Origin of the sequence: Vibrio sp. TMPB1044 (assembly GCF_030442075.1) — a bacterium.
In the GTDB taxonomy this organism is placed as follows: Bacteria; Pseudomonadota; Gammaproteobacteria; order Enterobacterales; family Vibrionaceae; genus Vibrio; species Vibrio satsumensis.
The window spans coordinates 65,692-81,596 of the sequence record NZ_JAUJED010000029.1 but is presented as its reverse complement, the minus strand read 5'-3'; the positions used below and the strand labels follow the sequence as shown (position 1 = coordinate 81,596).

At 39.6% G+C, this 15,905-nt stretch carries 11 protein-coding genes and 4 pseudogenes; 5 read left to right on the top strand and 10 right to left on the bottom strand.

Features of this window, described 5'->3' with window-relative positions:
* Positions 1–223 precede the first annotated feature (223 nt).
* Positions 224–430: pseudogene (locus tag QQ041_RS19980) on the top strand (type II toxin-antitoxin system RelE/ParE family toxin); the annotation flags it as partial.
* Between the two features lie 3 nt (positions 431–433).
* Here QQ041_RS19980 and QQ041_RS19975 read toward each other — a convergent pair.
* From QQ041_RS19975 to QQ041_RS19965, 3 genes and pseudogenes are all read right to left on the bottom strand, one after another.
* Positions 434–863 (bottom strand): annotated as a pseudogene (locus tag QQ041_RS19975) (recombinase family protein).
* A 135-nt stretch (positions 864–998) separates the two neighbouring features.
* Positions 999–1,913, bottom strand: coding sequence for an AAA family ATPase (locus QQ041_RS19970; RefSeq protein WP_171388188.1), 915 nt, complete (start codon positions 1,911–1,913; stop codon positions 999–1,001).
* Positions 1,910–2,935: a DNA mismatch repair protein gene (locus tag QQ041_RS19965; RefSeq protein ID WP_105058895.1), complete on the bottom strand. Its 1,026-nt coding sequence runs from the start codon at positions 2,933–2,935 to the stop codon at positions 1,910–1,912. The genes QQ041_RS19970 and QQ041_RS19965 overlap by 4 nt, the downstream gene beginning before the upstream one ends.
* Before the next feature lie 1,328 nt (positions 2,936–4,263).
* Here QQ041_RS19965 and QQ041_RS19960 point away from each other — a divergent pair.
* Positions 4,264–4,602: pseudogene (locus QQ041_RS19960) on the top strand (hypothetical protein); the annotation flags it as partial.
* Positions 4,603–5,777: 1,175 nt separating this feature from the next.
* Here the strand turns inward: QQ041_RS19960 and QQ041_RS19955 are convergent.
* On the bottom strand, positions 5,778–6,077 hold the full coding sequence (locus QQ041_RS19955; RefSeq protein ID WP_171750933.1) for a hypothetical protein: 300 nt from the start codon (positions 6,075–6,077) through the stop codon (positions 5,778–5,780).
* 116 nt (positions 6,078–6,193) lie between these two features.
* On the opposite strand from QQ041_RS19955, the pseudogene QQ041_RS24180 reads away from it, so the two are divergent.
* Positions 6,194–6,651, top strand: a pseudogene (locus QQ041_RS24180) (metal-dependent hydrolase).
* A gap of 120 nt (positions 6,652–6,771) precedes the next feature.
* Here QQ041_RS24180 and QQ041_RS19950 read toward each other — a convergent pair.
* On the bottom strand, positions 6,772–7,200 hold the full coding sequence (locus QQ041_RS19950; RefSeq protein ID WP_171388189.1) for a GNAT family N-acetyltransferase: 429 nt from the start codon (positions 7,198–7,200) through the stop codon (positions 6,772–6,774).
* Positions 7,201–7,291: 91 nt separating this feature from the next.
* Positions 7,292–8,578: an opine metallophore biosynthesis dehydrogenase gene (locus tag QQ041_RS19945; protein WP_285954900.1), complete on the bottom strand. Its 1,287-nt coding sequence runs from the start codon at positions 8,576–8,578 to the stop codon at positions 7,292–7,294.
* Positions 8,579–9,045: 467 nt separating this feature from the next.
* On the opposite strand from QQ041_RS19945, the gene tnaA reads away from it, so the two are divergent.
* Positions 9,046–10,461, top strand: coding sequence for a tryptophanase (gene tnaA / locus QQ041_RS19940; RefSeq protein ID WP_171750945.1), 1,416 nt, complete (start codon positions 9,046–9,048; stop codon positions 10,459–10,461).
* A 68-nt stretch (positions 10,462–10,529) separates the two neighbouring features.
* On the opposite strand, the gene QQ041_RS19935 is transcribed toward tnaA, so the two are convergent.
* From QQ041_RS19935 to QQ041_RS19920, 4 genes are all read right to left on the bottom strand, one after another.
* Positions 10,530–11,156, bottom strand: a complete 627-nt coding sequence (locus tag QQ041_RS19935; RefSeq protein WP_285954899.1) for a winged helix-turn-helix domain-containing protein — start codon at positions 11,154–11,156, stop codon at positions 10,530–10,532.
* Positions 11,157–11,271: 115 nt separating this feature from the next.
* Positions 11,272–11,448, bottom strand: coding sequence for a hypothetical protein (locus QQ041_RS19930; RefSeq protein ID WP_171750932.1), 177 nt, complete (start codon positions 11,446–11,448; stop codon positions 11,272–11,274).
* A gap of 733 nt (positions 11,449–12,181) precedes the next feature.
* Positions 12,182–13,255 carry a ParB family protein gene (locus QQ041_RS19925; protein ID WP_105058899.1) on the bottom strand — a complete coding sequence of 358 codons (1,074 nt, stop codon included), beginning with the start codon at positions 13,253–13,255 and terminating at the stop codon, positions 12,182–12,184.
* A complete protein-coding gene (locus QQ041_RS19920) occupies positions 13,255–14,454 on the bottom strand; it encodes a ParA family protein (protein WP_108167740.1) in 1,200 nt (399 codons plus the stop codon). Before QQ041_RS19920 ends, QQ041_RS19925 begins: the two co-directional genes overlap by 1 nt.
* 238 nt (positions 14,455–14,692) lie before the next feature.
* Between QQ041_RS19920 and QQ041_RS19915 the strand changes: the two genes are divergently transcribed.
* Positions 14,693–15,823, top strand: a complete 1,131-nt coding sequence (locus QQ041_RS19915) for a carbohydrate porin (protein ID WP_285954898.1) — start codon at positions 14,693–14,695, stop codon at positions 15,821–15,823.
* Positions 15,824–15,905: the final 82 nt, after the last annotated feature.

The following is a 15,905-nucleotide window of genomic DNA, read 5'->3' as shown; positions in this document are numbered from 1 at the left end:
CCCCCCCCCCCCGACTCCCTCATAGATAATCAATCGTAATTTCTCCTTTAATAACATGTCATTAGCCGTAAACGCTCATAAGGTTGAGTGGCATTTAATTAATCAAAAAAGAGCACAGCAACTCGTTGCTCAAACTATAAAAAGCATGCACAGGCCCCAGGACCACTCACAACCAAAGAAAACAGAGTATGTCAGGAACTCCCCATAACCTTCTTCATCGATTTACTTTTCAGAACTAAAGCAATCTATGGAATTACTGGCGAACAACAAGTTGCTCAGCATAGAAGTTTTTGAACTGGGCCAAAACTACTTCCGGTTTCCTTTAAAGCACCATGTAATTTATTACATCCAGAAACAAGAGCACATAGTTATTGCAGCCGTTCTGAGTAAACACATATCTCCAGCTAAGCACTTTTCACAAATCTCTTAACCCTCAAGCTAATTTAAGGGTTAACTTGCGTTGCTTAATATAGTCACGCAGCGTACTCGGCGCTTCATCGAACAATTTTTCTGTGGGACTAATCCCCAAGCCCATCTTTAAGTACTTCCTTCGCTCTCATCGAGATAAACTCACGCTCTATTTCGGCCGTAAGTCCTAGCACCGTAGCGGTTATGCAAGATTGCATTAAACCATCCAGTGGTAAGTTATGTTTAGCTATATAAACATTGATCTTCTTTTCCATACGCACTTCAAGTACCTCAAGCACTTGTAACATCGAACGAGCAATTCGAATGACTTCAATAAACACGATGTAATCTCCGTTCGTCATACCCTCGACTAACTTACGTTACCGCCATTTTTTCTTTCCTGTTGCCACATCTAGGCTGTCTGAGGAGACTCTTAAATACGCGTAGTTCGCCATGCTTTCTCCTTAAGTAAAAGCGATCCAAACTGAACAAGCTGAGCGAAAAAATTGAACGAGTAACAGAAAGTGCGAACAGTGTCAGATAAGAAAACAGCACCGGATGTCGGTGCTGTTCAAAGTGTGATAGGTTACTTACAAGACGTCTCTAAGGTTTTTTCGCTCTTCAATTTCTTTTTGCTCTGGAATAGTTCCGGGCAGTGTGATTTTTTTTGGGTTTTGCTTAATGCTTTGCGCTGAGCGAGCAGGCTTAGACGCCTTAGATTTTAAACTGAATACCTGTGGATTAATAGTGAGGCTTTGTCTCACTTCAACCGCAAACTCTTGATTTTCATTTTCAGGTAAATAATTGCTCTTAAGATATTTAATCGACAAAGATTCTTTGTTTCTCTTTAACGTAAACAAGCACTTTGTTAGTCGCATTACCGATGTTAAACCTGCGCCTGATGCCATGGTAATTTCTTGGTTACCGCGGATCTCATCTTTATTTACATGATGGACAAGCAACAAACTGGCACCTGATTCACTGGCAAGGCTCTGAAAAACATTTTTGATTAAGCGATCGTGTTTTACCTCTTCACAACGGCCTATTGATTCCGTCACCGTATCCACTATCACTAAGTCGAATTCCGAGAAGGTTTGCTTGAGTTGTGCTAAATACTGCTTATGTTCTGCCTGTTCTTGTGCAGAGCTATCTGGCGGGATCACTATCGGTTCAATATCGGTTAGAAAGTGGAGATTATTTTTTAGCTCTGACTTAATAGTGGCAGTGCAATTAGTCAGCTTTTCTTTCATGCGAGATTGAATCACGCCAACTCCGTCTTCTGAACTCAATACCAAAGTTTTTGCGGGTTTTCCGGCCGCGCTCATCCCGAGTAAAGACATTGAAGAAGCGTGTTCCATTGCAATACACAATGCTAGATGAGACTTACCGACATTAGGCGCAGCAATCAACATGCCTACATGTCCTTTAAGTAAACCTTTCAGGCTGAAGCTTAGGTTTTGACTTGCAGATGAAGACATCAAGCTATCAAGAGATTGAGTGTTCATGATCCACCCTCCCCTATATAAAATATCTGTATACCATTACCTACATCGCGAAATTGAAGGCTAAAGTCTTTTTCGATTTGTACGGCATTAGCCAACAAATCTTTTCTGAGATCACTACGGAAGCTATGGCTGACTTTTGAAGCAATAGATTGAATGTAGCTATCGAGTGCCCACTCAAACTTCTTGTTGTGTAAGAATTCAGCTTTATGCGTAGTAATGTATTTTAAGAATGAACGAACCGACGGTTTACTGTAGTTGGTCATTTTGTGTTGTTCTAATCGATAGTAGTAACCATGGTCGCGTATTGCTTGCAGTAAACGCATATCTGGCACTAAGAACACGTGGTTAGTGAGGTTCTTACTGTTCTTACGACCTGTTTTGAATTTACTTCGATCACAATAAAATCGGTAATCTTGAACAAACTCTAACGGCTTTTTGCTGACTACATTCTGCTCTTCATCAAGTTCATTTATCACCAAGTGAGCCGTTGCTAACTGAGTAATACGACGCTCTATTTGATCATAGTTCGCGCGAGTGGTCGCCATACCCATTCGGGTTGCTAACTCATACATACCCATTGACAGAACAGTCGCATCTCGATCAATAAATGAATCGAAACCATCTTGTTGAGTATCAGAGATATCACCGTCCGTTATGGTTTGGTATACCTGAGACCAGGTTAAACGTGAGCCAGCATCATAAGAATTGTCGTCCAATTGAATAGTTTGGGCATAGGCCAGCATGGTTTCTAAGATATCTCGATGTGGTTGAAGTAGGTAATCAACATGCAGATCAACTCTGAAGTTTTTTCCATAACTGTTAATATTCACGCTTTCTAATGGATAGTTAGGATCAGTCCCCCCGCTTTGTGCAATCTCAATGAGTTTGGATTGCATTGTGGATGTTAAGCGTGAAGCTGGATGAAAGATGGTAGCTCTCGAAAATAAAATGGATGAGATAAACCGATTTTTACGGTCTTCTTCATTAATAACCGTCAAACTAGAGCTAGATGTTGAAGTCATGATCATTACCTAATAACGCGATAGTATTATTCTAACAGATAACCTTACTTACCTCACCAACTTCGGTAGATGTCTATATGATTTCGGTAAATATCTATAGTACATCACATAAATTATGTATAAATATCGGTAAATAACCACTTACTTCGGTAAATGTTTACTTGAGTGTTAAGGATCAAACTAACTATTGGATTAATAATCAAGCCTATGTTTTGATCGTTTTTTAGACAACTTTGCCTAATAACCATAAATTAAATTTAAATCATGATCTTCCCTATCTTCTAGATCGGTTAATGTTAACAGTGAAATTCTTTAATTCGGTAAATGTTTATATGTTTGATCGTTTAATATCAATATGTCTTCGGTAAATATTGATATACCTTCGGTGAATATCTATATAATTTCGGCAAATGTTCATATTTTTAGGCGGGTACTAAGAAACTAGAACCTTTAGGATCTAGTTTTATAACAATACCAACTTCACTTAGGTTCAGCCGGTGACTTAACGAGCAACGTCAAATCTCTAGGGAGCTTTGACGTTGCTCATTAAGTAAGTGTTAACACTCTAACAATCTTATTTGATCCATTAATTTTTTGTTATGTACTTGCATCTTAGGGGATTACTACTCTGATCGTTGTAGGTATTCACCAGTGATATAAAATAAATGGGGGGAACTAAGTTTTTAGCTTGGTAAAAATAGTAAGTCACAGTGTCACAGTGTCACATTGTCTAGATGGAAACACGTTATGTGGATCATTGATTGTTAATGATCCAAGATGCTTTCCCAAATTGTGATCGTAAAGAAACCAGTTTGCTGTCAGACAATTACTGGAGTGTACAATTTAGGTAGGGAGATGAAATACATTGCAAAATGGTCCCAAGACAACAAAGTACATTCAGAACATTATAAGCCTTGGAGGAGGCTCAATTTGATAAAAGTGGATTTCTTGGCTGATTATCTTCTTGATACTCAAGCTTTACTTCGATGATACGCATAAACTGACTAGAAAGCACAGATAGTACGTAAATGTTTACTATCTTCCAAAGTGTGGTTAATGGCGTCAAGCAAGGACTACTTCTTCTATCTTTTTGGCCTATTGTCACGTCTTTTTCACAGCTAATTAACTTAGTAAGCGATGTAAGTTATACACAGCAAAACCTTGATTTGGTTTATGGTTGTGGGTGCTTGGTGATTTACAGATGTTAGGAATGGGAAGAAGGTCAACGCGTGTTGATTAATGTTTTCCTTATATGGATTAGTTTATTTGGGTTCAGTGCTGCTTACGCCAATGATTGGGGGATGAGTATCCCTTGAGAAGAAGCTGAGTTGCTTCCGTCAGAAATCAAGTCTTACGACCCCCCTACTTTAAAAGTTAAAAGGTTAAGATCCCCACTATAATGTCTCAACCCATACCCTCCCGCCGGCACCAAAAGTGGATCCGGATTTAATTTTTAATACTGTACTTAAGTGCTACCCAGAGAAGAGTAAGCTTGGTGCTGGCATGAAATTCAATATCGATGAATATGACCCAGAAGGATGGCTTGAAGCCACAAAGCATTACATTGGGGTTATTGGCAAGATGCCGTTTTACTCGACAACTGAACAATCTCGCGAGCTGAATGGGAGTATCAACGTCGTATCGCCACAGTTACCTCAGTAGCAAGCAAGCTATCGATCGATAGAAACTAATGGGGCTTTATCTCTTTTTGGTGGTGATGTGTGAAGCTACATATACCGATTGGATTGTGTATATCGGAGCATTCTGATAATCCATTTAGGTTTAAACCGATCACTGATTCCCGCTGTTTTTCAAGCAAGTTGTCGTTTTTTTACAATTCAGTAACACTAATGGTTACGCTGCACTTTTTAGGGTCAAGTACACCTCATAGATATAACTCCAGTCTCTTGTTTGCCGATTCTGCCTGGATGAGCCAATTGAGTCTGGCCGTAGATTTATATACGCTGACGGAGAGTCTCGTTATCCTCGCTGCATTGTCTCTGTTGAGGTGTTATATACTTTATGCTCATTATTTACCAATCTACAAAGTTATCCATCCAACATTGAGCTTCTTCAATGGAAGATAACCCATCAAGTGGCCAAGAAGGGCAATATTTTATTGGTTTAAACAACGACTCTAAGTATGGGTTGTCATTGCTTACTCAAGGCCTAGAGTAAGGTAAGATCTACTACTCCAAGGGCATACATCTTTGCAAGTATAGTGTAGCTTCTCATAGGAGCACCGTTGTCAGAGTGCAGTGCTCCTATGAACGCACCTTTCTCGCCATATTGTCCTTTGGAGTAACTCTGCTTCCTATTCCCCCAATTCCAGACCTGATTTGGTTTGCAGGCTTTTTGTATCTTTGGTGCGAGTTCGTTTGCTTAGCTGATTGGTTTTAGTACTCGATAAAATTTTGACTTGGAAGAAATATAAATACCTTTGTCAGCCAACATTGGAACTATGATATTTGTTGGTAAATCTGCATACTTTGGAGCATTGCAGGTATCTAAGATCTGCTGTCTTTCTGTTTCTGATTGCTTGTTGTGAGGCTCATTTTTATGAAGGTGTTGTCGCTTGTCGTCTGAGATTTCTCCTGTATTCTGTGTCCAGCGCTGAAACGTTCGTATGGACAATCCAATGGGTAGTGCAAGCTGTTGTCTTTGTTGTCCCCTTACGTACAGCTTCGTCAACAATAGTGACAATTTTAAGCCGCTCTGGAATAGGAATCAGTCTTCCTCGCTGGTTTCCCTGAGGGCATTGAACTTTTCCCGCAGAATCAGGTAATAAAGCCGTTTCAGTGCGTGATTTCTCTTTACGTGCTAATTCTTTTGTCTAGATTTTTTATTTTTCGGCGATATTCACGTAGTTGCTTATTTTCATTGTGTGATAATGAGGAGGCCGATGTTGTACTCTGTGCCTTGATTGATAGTGTTCGCCAAGCTTTAACGTCATCGACAAATAACCCTTTAGCTTACAGTATTCAGCCAACTCTCGTTCAGACATTGTTGCAGTATCAATTACGATGAAAAATAGCTGCTCTGTTGAATAATCAGTTGTGTTATTTTCTAATGACGATTCTGTTGATAATAGACCGCTTTCAACAAGTTCATTTATCCACTTAGATACCATGGAAGGACTCACTTCTAATTCTTTAGTAATTAGGAATGAGTCCAATTATACGGTGGTAACAACCAAGTTTGACCTTTACCTTCAAAAACTCGCTTTCCTCTCCGCTCTACTTCCGATACTTATTCACAATTAAATGGCTCAATCACACATTAATTGTTGGCGCTATTTGCGCTGTAATTTCATCGCCTCATTGTGTTGAAGGTGTAACTGCCCCCAATTGGTTTGAATACGTGCTTAAGCTTGGTAATAGACACATCAAGCATCGAGGCTCTACGCATGTATTTACTCATGGTTACTCGCTGCCCTCGCCTTTATTTCGGTTTAGGATTCCTACGGGATCGGGATGGCATTTGCTTGGGGCGGCGCTAGCCATATCTTGATTGATGTGATGACAGTGTCTGGGGTCCCTTTCTAGCCTTACAGCGACAGAAGTTTTTATTTGTTTGGAGGAATATTTCGGACAGGCTACCCAATTGAATATGCTATTTCGGCCGGAGGGGTGATGGTGTGTACTACCCTCTCCCACCTTACTTGTGGGACTGGTTTTCACCTTTTCTTTTTTGATTGGGGATGCATGTATCAATAAGGTGTGATTGAGGCGCTTGAATGGAAAGCTAATCGTTTTAGACTAATTTAAATACGGGGAAAAGTTGTCAATGCTCAGCCTGAGCATTGACAACTTTTCCCCGTATTTTGAAAGATAATATTAGTGGGTTGATTTGTGTTTTTTCCAATAATCAAAACTATTGAGTAGTGCTAGTTCAATACCTTGTCCGTGATATTGACACGATACATAGAACCGTTCGATATAAGCATAGAAAGATGGAGCTCGTTGTTGGATTACTGGCTTTTTTTTAGGATAATGAACACTGATTATTAGGTAGCCTACTATTTGTTTCTTTTTTGTTTCAGCGACAAAAAAATAAATGTTTTTATTCTCGATCTTTTCTTTCATCAAGGATTCGGTGAAAAGTAAGTCAATAATTCTTAGATTACTTAAGTTGTAATCATTCAAGCTGTATTCGTTTTGCTCTCTGTTGTAATGCCTAATTTTACTGTGGCTGCCTGCCAGCTGTTCATGACATAGAGCATTGATAGAGGATATGTCGTTGATAGTTGCTTTTCTTATTCGCACCTTAATCTCCTTTTCCTTCGTTACTTCTTGTGAAGCAAAACAGTAAAATGCGAAGCAAACACCTTCTATGCTTATAGTAATTAAGGATAATTTATTGGCTGATAGAAGGTGTCGCATAAACGTAGTATTCATAAGCGCGTTGTTTTAAGGCTTGGATTAATGTACTGGGTAGGTTTCTTTCTTTTACCCAAGATTCAAACACTTCTATTGATTGAAAGGTGATAGAAGAAACAAGGCTAGATTGTTGAACTAAGTGATTAAGCCAGTAAAGTGTCTGCAAATCTTCTAATGGTGCTCTAGGTAGTTGTAGTCGTCCTTGCCTAACCTTTCCCTTGAGATAAGGTTTAGCTGAAACCTCAAAAGTGTTTTTTTTTGTGTTGGATTCTGAAAAAGGGTCTGGGTCTATCAGTATTGTGCTATATCGGACATAGAGTAGGTACTCTTGCTCCATCTCACTAAGTTCATTGAAAGAATCTATTTTATTCCTTGGAATTGTAACCTCATGTATAGGGAAGTTTTCATCATTGAGCAACTGAAGCAAGTTGATTGGTTCCGCTGAGTAATGCTCTAGTAGTCGAGAAATTGATTTCCAATGATGTAGTAATTCTTTGATCAACCCCATGGTGATAGGGCCTTCGGGATAGAGCTTGTACATATATTTAATGTCTTCTTCGTTTGAAATAATATGATCTAAAGAAAACGTATTGATTAAAAAAGCAGGATGTACATAAGTTGCGATGTTTCTGCCTTCTACACTAAATGGGTTATCAAATAGGATGACTTGAACTTCAACTTTTTCTAAGGCGTTTCTTAAAGCATTAAACAATACCTCATTGGGTTCGGAGAGATAAATATACACCCTTTTTTTCACAGTTTTAGTCGTGACAGTAAGGGGGTGTTGTGTTGTTGGATTATATGAAAAATGAGACGTTGCAAAGTAGCTAGAAAAAAGAATGATATTTGGAGATGCCTCTTTCTTTTTTAACATCCCTTTTAGAATAAGACACCCACCGATCATGGATGACATAAGGATGATTTGCTTTAGATTTTTTAAGCAGAGTTCAGAAAAAGAAGCCAGCACATCACAATAAGCGTGAGCGGGAGTCGCTAGGACTAACGTATCCCAGGAAGAGGGAAGGGGAGATAAGTCTGTATAAAGCTCATCAAATTTAATAAGACCAACTAGTGGTGCTAATTGTGGATTACTTACTTCACAGTTAGCAACGTTTTCGTGCTGTCGCATTAGTCTTTTTCTATTCTCCCATTGATGAGAACTTTTGCTTATGAGAGCTATTTTTTTGCTAAAAGGAGAAAGAATCTGACTGGTTTGAATGCCGGCGGGTCCTGCGCCTACAACTAATGTATTGCCTAGAATCATAATAAAATCGCTATCTCTATTTTACCAGAAAGGTATCTTTATTTTCTTTATCAATACCATGATTTTCTATAGTAAAACTATAGAGAATATATCTTTTATTTAATTATTATTAATAATAAAAATTAATGACTTAGCTTTACTCTCCTTCTTGTCAATTGCGCGTGAATTTGAATATTTTCTTTCTTGGGAAAGCGCAATTTTTTGGCCTCTCCAGTTCCATTTTTTACTTAATATACCTTGTTTATTAATAGTTAATTTACGCTGAAATTAATATCCAAACCCATTTTTTGGGTTAATTTTAATGAGGTTGGATTGAGAAAAGCTAGAAGCGCCTTAATCCGTAATTAATCAGGGTGGAATGTACTGACTACAGAGTTTTAGTTATGCCTTCCCCAAGCACTCATTTAATAATAAAAATGTCTGGAGAAATACCTATGTCAGTAAGTAGCAATAATCAAGAACATCCGATGGATTCACACTATTTGCCGGAGCCTTATCGAATCAGGGTTATTGAACCAGTTAAAAGAACAACGGAGCGAGAACGAGAGCAGGCGCTGATGAAAGCAGGGTACAACCCTTTTTTATTAGAGAGTGACGATGTGTTTATCGATTTGCTGACTGATAGTGGTACAGGTGCAGTGACGCAAGCCATGCAGTCTGCAATGTTGAGAGGTGATGAGTCGTACAGTGGCAGTCGAAGCTACAGGACACTTAGTCAAGCGGTAAAAAATATTTTTGGTTATAATTTTACCATCCCCACACACCAAGGGCGGGGAGCTGAACAGCTATATGTCCCCGCTTTGATCAATAAATGTGAGCGAGATAAGGGGCTAGAACGAAACAAAATGGCTGCATTTTCAAATTACTTTTTTGATACCACACAAGGGCACACCCAACACAATAACTGTCGAGTGATCAATGTGCCTTTACCTGAAGCTTTTAATACTAAAATTAAAGCAGACTTTAAAGGTAACTTTGATTTGAAAGCGCTCGCAGCTGGAATCGAAGAGGTTGGAGCTAAAAACGTGCCTTATATTGTGAGCACGATTACTTGCAATTCTGCAGGTGGCCAGCCAGTCTCTATTGGAAATCTTAAGGCTGTTTATGAATTAGCGAAATCTTATGATATCCCTGTTGTTATGGATTGCGCCCGCTTTGCTGAGAATGCTTATTTTATTAAGCAGCGTGAAGTAGGCTATTCAGAGTGGAGTATTCAAGAGATCACTAGAGAAGTGTTTAAATATGCCGATATTTTTGCTATGTCAGCAAAAAAAGATGCAATGGTTCCTATTGGGGGGCTACTCGCTTTCAAAGACGATAGCTTCTTAGATGTGCAGTTGGAATGCAAAACGTTATGTGTGTTATTGGAGGGCTTTCCAACATATGGAGGCCTCGAAGGTGGGGCGATGGAACGTTTGGCTGTTGGGCTTTATGATGGAATGGAAGAAGACTGGTTAGCGTCACGCTTGCAGCAAGTCGAATATTTAGTTAATGGCTTAGAAGCGTTAGGGGTTCGTTGCCAGCAAGCGGGTGGGCATGCTGCCTTTGTTGATGCTGGTGCATTATTACCTAATATTTTACCAGAACAGTTTCCGGGACATGCTTTGTCTTGTGAGCTTTATAAGGTGGCAGGAATTCGAGGTGCAGAAATCGGTTCTTTATTACTAGGGTGTGATCCTGAAACAGGAAAGCAGCTTCCTTGCCCAGCTGAATTGTTTCGTTTAGCTATTCCCAGAGCAACCTATACACAGGCCCACCTTGATTACATTATTGCCGCTTTTAAAGAAGTAAAGAAACGTGCTTCATCGATTGCAGGTTTAAAGTTTACTTATGAGCCTAAGGTATTGAGACACTTTAACGCTACATTTGAACCTGCACTTTAAGTCGTGCCCCTTTGCATACAGCAAAGGGGCTGTTTCTCTTTTTCTGAAAAATTAAAGAGTAATGAGGGTTATGGGTTAGTGTGATAGCTTTCTAGGGGCTGATAAACTAAGTTGTTTTGAGAGGCTAAGATGATGAATTTAAGTTCATCTTTTTTAGCTAGGCAGATTTGGCTCGATTGCTTATTGACGTTGACGATGTCAAATGTGTGCCAAAAGTAGAAATAGCTGATTATTAGTACAGAGAGGGTAGTAGAAGATAAGACCACAAGAGCCCATTGATAGAGTCTTAGGTAGTTATTGGATGTTCTTTTGAAATGGTTAGAATGAAGTGATTTTATCGGTTTGGGTGGGTCTAGAGAAGTTTCAAACTCAGGGATATGGAGCTTGTAACCTTTTCTTGGAACATTAACGATCTTTATACTATCAAGTTCTAATACTTTTCTGAGGTTGGTAATAGCGACTGGCAAAGAGTTAGGGCCGATGATATCCGGGTTACCCCATGCAGCAATGACTAACTCTTCTTTAGTCGAGATAGATTCTTCTTTTTGGATCAGAGTTTCTAATATGCAGCTTTCAGGCAGGGTGATTGAAAATGATTTTTGATTACTGAGAATGAGTTGAGCCCCCGATTCGTCTCTTTGCAATACGCAATTACCTATAGGTAGTTTTACGTTGTCCAATTGTGCTCTTAACATAGCATTTCTCCATATTCTTAGGGGGGGTTATTAGGTTATATCTAGACTTAATATAATGGTTCATATTTTGAATTGAAGTGTGAGTTTTTTAAAAAATGAAATTGTGCCACCAATTTCATATTAAGCTAAAGGTGAGATCTTTACCTCTTTTTTCTTCTAAGTAGATTTGCATCCAACGCCAGTCTTTATCCTTACAGGCTTTAAAGGTGCAATGAACATTTTTGCCCTCAACGATATCATTGTCGCAGAAGTCGATAAATGATTGGAAAGAACGGCATATAAGTGTCTCCATACCCCAAAACTCCTTTTGAGAATGTATTCATATCGTACCCTTTCAATTTATAGTTATACATTCTGAATTTTTAATAAAAAATGATTATTAATAAACGTGTTTAACCATTAGTTTTTACTGATTTATATTATTTATAGATAAACCAGTATAATAACATTAACTTATACGTTATTAGCTGGGTGAGTATATGAAATAAAAGGAGGGTGAGAATACTAGAAAATAATCAGTTGTTGATGTTTGTTACGGTGGTTCTTCTTTACGCCTTCCAGCTATGCTTTATAGTGTCGCTCAGACGGTTTTGCTACGGTTTTTAGTCACTTCCCTCGTAAAATCTTTTGGGATAGCGTGTTTGTCGATGTTCTCAACCCGAAAGTAGCATTATTTTGCTTTTCTTCCCCAGTTTGTAGCGCAAGAATCGGAAATATAGATTGTTTTAGGGTGGGATTAACTCAAGGTCTTTGAGTTCATTTATTAGCCATAAATTAATGGTTTTTTTGTCAGGTTTTAACCACCATTTAAACGTTGGCTCACCTCGAGTCAAGCACTCTGCACTTAGCCAATTTTTTGGATATAGAGGATGAAGTCATGCTAAGTCTAATAATGAAGTTCCCCAAACCTATTTTGTTATTAATGGCTTAGTCGTGTTACTTGTAGTCATCCTATTTTTTGTAGGATTCTAGTGATTATAGAGAAGGAGAAAGGCTCCGAGGAAATAGAGCCTTTTTTGAGAGGGTTACTGATGTTTACCTAGTATTGATTGGATAGCTTCATCAAGTTCAGCTTGAACATCCTTGGATAATCGCCCAAATTCATACGAGAAGTTACGGCCTTTCACTCTTTTACGTGCGAACATACCTTTGCTGTCGAATTCAGCTAACAAAGTCACGGTAGCTTTGTCTGATTGTTGTTTGGTTTCAACAATCTTTAACTCAGTTTTAATGCAAGTAATCAGCTCGTCTTTGGCGTCTTCTTGGCTCTGCTCAGGCTGAGCATTGACAGCTTTACTGGTTATTTTTTTTATGAAATTACTCAAAGCTTTATTATCATTGGTAAAGGCTTTCATCACTTTAGCTAGCAGTGAATAATCAGTATGAGACAAGTCGTTAACGACAGGGAATAGTGCAATCAATTTACTGTCAATACTGGCTGCTTTTAGCGCTCGACCTACTGCTTGGCGGCTTATATTTAAGATTTTTGCCGTATCCTCTTGAGTGAGTTCGCCGTTCTTCATGAGAGTTTGACACTGTAATCCAATTTCGCGCTGGTTGTGCTCTTTTGCGGTTTGCAACTGTTTTGCTAGTGCTTTGGCATCGGCAGTAGACAGTTCGTCTTGGGTGACGAGAATTCGAAATGTTTTTACGCGGCCTTCTTGAAATAAGAACCAAGCACGGCGGCGAGAGCCATCAAGCACATCGATACGACCATCTATTTCGCGACCAACAGCAGGGTAAAACTGTTGAAACTCTAACGAGTTTAAATCTTCCAATGACTCTTTGGTTAGCAAAGATTGGTCACGGCCATTAACATCAAAAGTCACAAAAGAGTTCTGCTTAACCTGATCGTGTGACAATGTCACTTCGTTAAAGGTCGCTGTTGAACCAGAAGCTAGTTGCCAAACCATTTTTTGGCCAACGGACTCTAATCCGAATGTCGCTCTAAGGTAATCTTCAGCGTTTTGTCCACTTTTTTCTAGCTCAGTGCTGAGTTGATTTGTGAGTGTGTCTAAATTAGCTTTGGCCGCGGACTGTTGTGCTTGCGCTGAACCAGGAGCATTGCCTAGAGGGCTACCGCCACGTTTTTTCGCCATTATTTGTTCTCCTGTTCACGCCAAACGTTGAGAAGATCGCGCAAGATCTGGCTTGTCACTTCATAGCTGTTTTGTTGCGCGCTTTGGAAGGTTGCTTTGCTTTTCGGGTATTCACTTTTGGACAGGTCAAACACGGTCGAGAGTAGGGAAGATGACTGGCGGACAGCTTCGCTGTGCTTAAACTCTTTAGAGTACAAGTAAGGAGAGAACTGATCGTACAGGTTATTCATTAATTCGGTCGTGGTTGAGCTATCACGATGGTTAGTAAGTAGTATTTTCATGAAGTCGTAGCCTTCATGGTTTGCGTTCTCTAACAGCGCCCACACTTGTGGAATGTAACTGAAGTAAGAGCAGGTAGCATCAATGTCATTCTCTGTAATCGACAAAGGGAACACTACATTCGTTGCGGCAAAATACGCGTTAAAGGTCGCATAGCCGAGCGAAGGTGGGGTATCGATAATGATGATATCGAACTCGTCTTTAACGTTATCTATGATGTCTTTTAGTAGTGAATAAGGTGAAGCTAAGGTTTGGCCGAACACTTGCTCATGAAACCAACCTTCCATCGCCCGATCACTTTGTGCTGCAGGTAAAATGCGTAAGTTTGGGATAGTCGTTTCAAGAAAGGCTTCAGAGATAACTTGTTCAACGGTTTCACCTTCATCAAGATCGAAGGTTTTCATCATCAGATCACCAACAGACAAGTTACCTTCTTGCTCGGCTTCGGGGGCGTAATACATTGAAAGTGTGGCTTGGCCATCCATATCTATTAAACCAATACGGTACTCTTGGTGAAACTCGGTCGCTAAACCTGATGCGATAGTTGCGGCAGAAACGGTTTTGCCAACCCCGCCTTTTTGGTTCTGGATAACCATCACTTGCGTTTTTTGCTGCTCACTGCGTATAAACTTATCGTCTTTACGTAGATTATTTGGCAGTAGGTTACGTACCTTGTACATTTCCGCGATATCGATCGACCATTGGGAGTCTTCATGACGACGAGGATCTATCTCAGCGGCAGTAACGTACCGATCAAGCGTTTTTGCATCAATGCCAAGGTAGGTTGATGCCTCTGCTCGGGTGAAGTTACGCAACTCTTTGCGGTGATTAGCCAGTAAACGTTGATTGCGACGTTGAATATAAGCGTCTGCACCGGTTTTAAGCGCTTGAAACGTGGTTGTAGTGTGTTGGTTTTCCATTTCTGCCTCCATATAGGAATGAGAAATAGTATATACCTCATTTTTTGATGTTGGTATCTAAAATTGAGGGATTTTTTTATTTTAACAAATGATTATGACAAATCAATAAAGCAGAACACTTAAATTATTTATTAATTACAAGTATTCATTTTCCAAATCCGTATTAATAATCAACTGAATAACAATAAAAGTTGAGCTGAGTCGTACAACCCCATGACAACAACAGGAAGTTATTGATATGAGAGAAAAAGTCCCATTTACGGAGAAAGCCAAGCGTTTTTGGTTAACGCTTGTCGGTGCTGGCGTTTTTATCACACCAACGTGGACGAGTGCTGCTGAAGAGAAGGCTCTAAAGGGTGCGGTGGATTACTATGTGTTTGGTTTAACGTCGAGTGAAAACTTGTCGGATCAGGAGAGCAGCGCAGCGGCTGGCATAGCACGCATTACATTAAATTGGCTTGCATATCAAAAAGAGAGTGATACTGGAGCTTTGCAGCTGAGGGTCGATCATAAGCACGGTTATACAGATAGTACGCCCTCTGAGTTTGTCATGGATAATGTCGGAGGGTTTGGTTTAATCCAACCCGCTTTTAGTGATATAGGTTTAAGGTTAACGAATCTTTATTGGACACAAACCTTTAATAAACAATCTACCGATATGATGGTTGGTTTTTTAGATACGACTGATTATGTTGATACTTATCAGTTGGGTAATCCTTACTATGGTTTTTCTAACTTACAGTTTAGTACCGGTTCCGGTTCCATCCCAATCCCAAATGAATCAACATTCGGCGGCGTTCTACGCCATATGATGTCGGAAAATTATTATTTTTATGCAAGTTTCTCTGATGCAAAAGCTGATTCGACTAAGCCTTTCGATGGTGTTGAACAGTTCATTAATGATAATCAATACTTTAAGTCCCTAGAAATAGGTTGGGTGGAGTCGAAAGACGATTTTTATTTGAAGAATTCACACCTAACCGTTTGGCACAGTGATGGGCGAAAAGAGCAAGCTAGTGAAAACTATGGCGCAAATTGGTCGTCCATATATAAAACGGGCTCATGGATACCATTTTTCAGAGCCGGTGTCGCGCAAGGACCTGAGGCTCTATACAAATCTTCTGTCGTGTTGGGCACCGGATATAGTGGGGTAGGGCCTGGTCTGCTTGGTGTTGCTGTTGGTTGGGCTAAACCTAATAGCCCTAGGGTAGTAGACGAATCTTATAACTCAGAAATTTATTACCGAATGAATTGGGGGCCGATTTCCCTAACCCCTAACGTGCAATATCTTTATTCTTTACCGAATAACTCAAAAGCTGATGACAGCTGGGTTGTTGGTTTAAGAGGTAATATTCACTTCAGTTTTTAATGTAAGCCAAGCCGCTCTTCCCTACACTACAAACGGAAGAGAGGCCCTTTACTGTGAAGCTTTAAATCGGTGCTTAGAAATT

Coding starts and splice junctions, on each gene's coding strand:
- QQ041_RS19970 (WP_171388188.1), bottom strand. CDS start 1,913: ATGAACACTCAATCTCTTGATAGCTTGATGTCTTCATCTGCAAGTCAA.
- QQ041_RS19965 (WP_105058895.1), bottom strand. CDS start 2,935: ATGACTTCAACATCTAGCTCTAGTTTGACGGTTATTAATGAAGAAGAC.
- QQ041_RS19945 (WP_285954900.1), bottom strand. CDS start 8,578: ATGATTCTAGGCAATACATTAGTTGTAGGCGCAGGACCCGCCGGCATT.
- tnaA (WP_171750945.1), top strand. CDS start 9,046: ATGGATTCACACTATTTGCCGGAGCCTTATCGAATCAGGGTTATTGAA.
- QQ041_RS19935 (WP_285954899.1), bottom strand. CDS start 11,156: ATGTTAAGAGCACAATTGGACAACGTAAAACTACCTATAGGTAATTGC.
- QQ041_RS19930 (WP_171750932.1), bottom strand. CDS start 11,448: ATGGAGACACTTATATGCCGTTCTTTCCAATCATTTATCGACTTCTGC.
- QQ041_RS19925 (WP_105058899.1), bottom strand. CDS start 13,255: ATGGCGAAAAAACGTGGCGGTAGCCCTCTAGGCAATGCTCCTGGTTCA.
- QQ041_RS19920 (WP_108167740.1), bottom strand. CDS start 14,454: ATGGAAAACCAACACACTACAACCACGTTTCAAGCGCTTAAAACCGGT.
- QQ041_RS19915 (WP_285954898.1), top strand. CDS start 14,693: ATGAGAGAAAAAGTCCCATTTACGGAGAAAGCCAAGCGTTTTTGGTTA.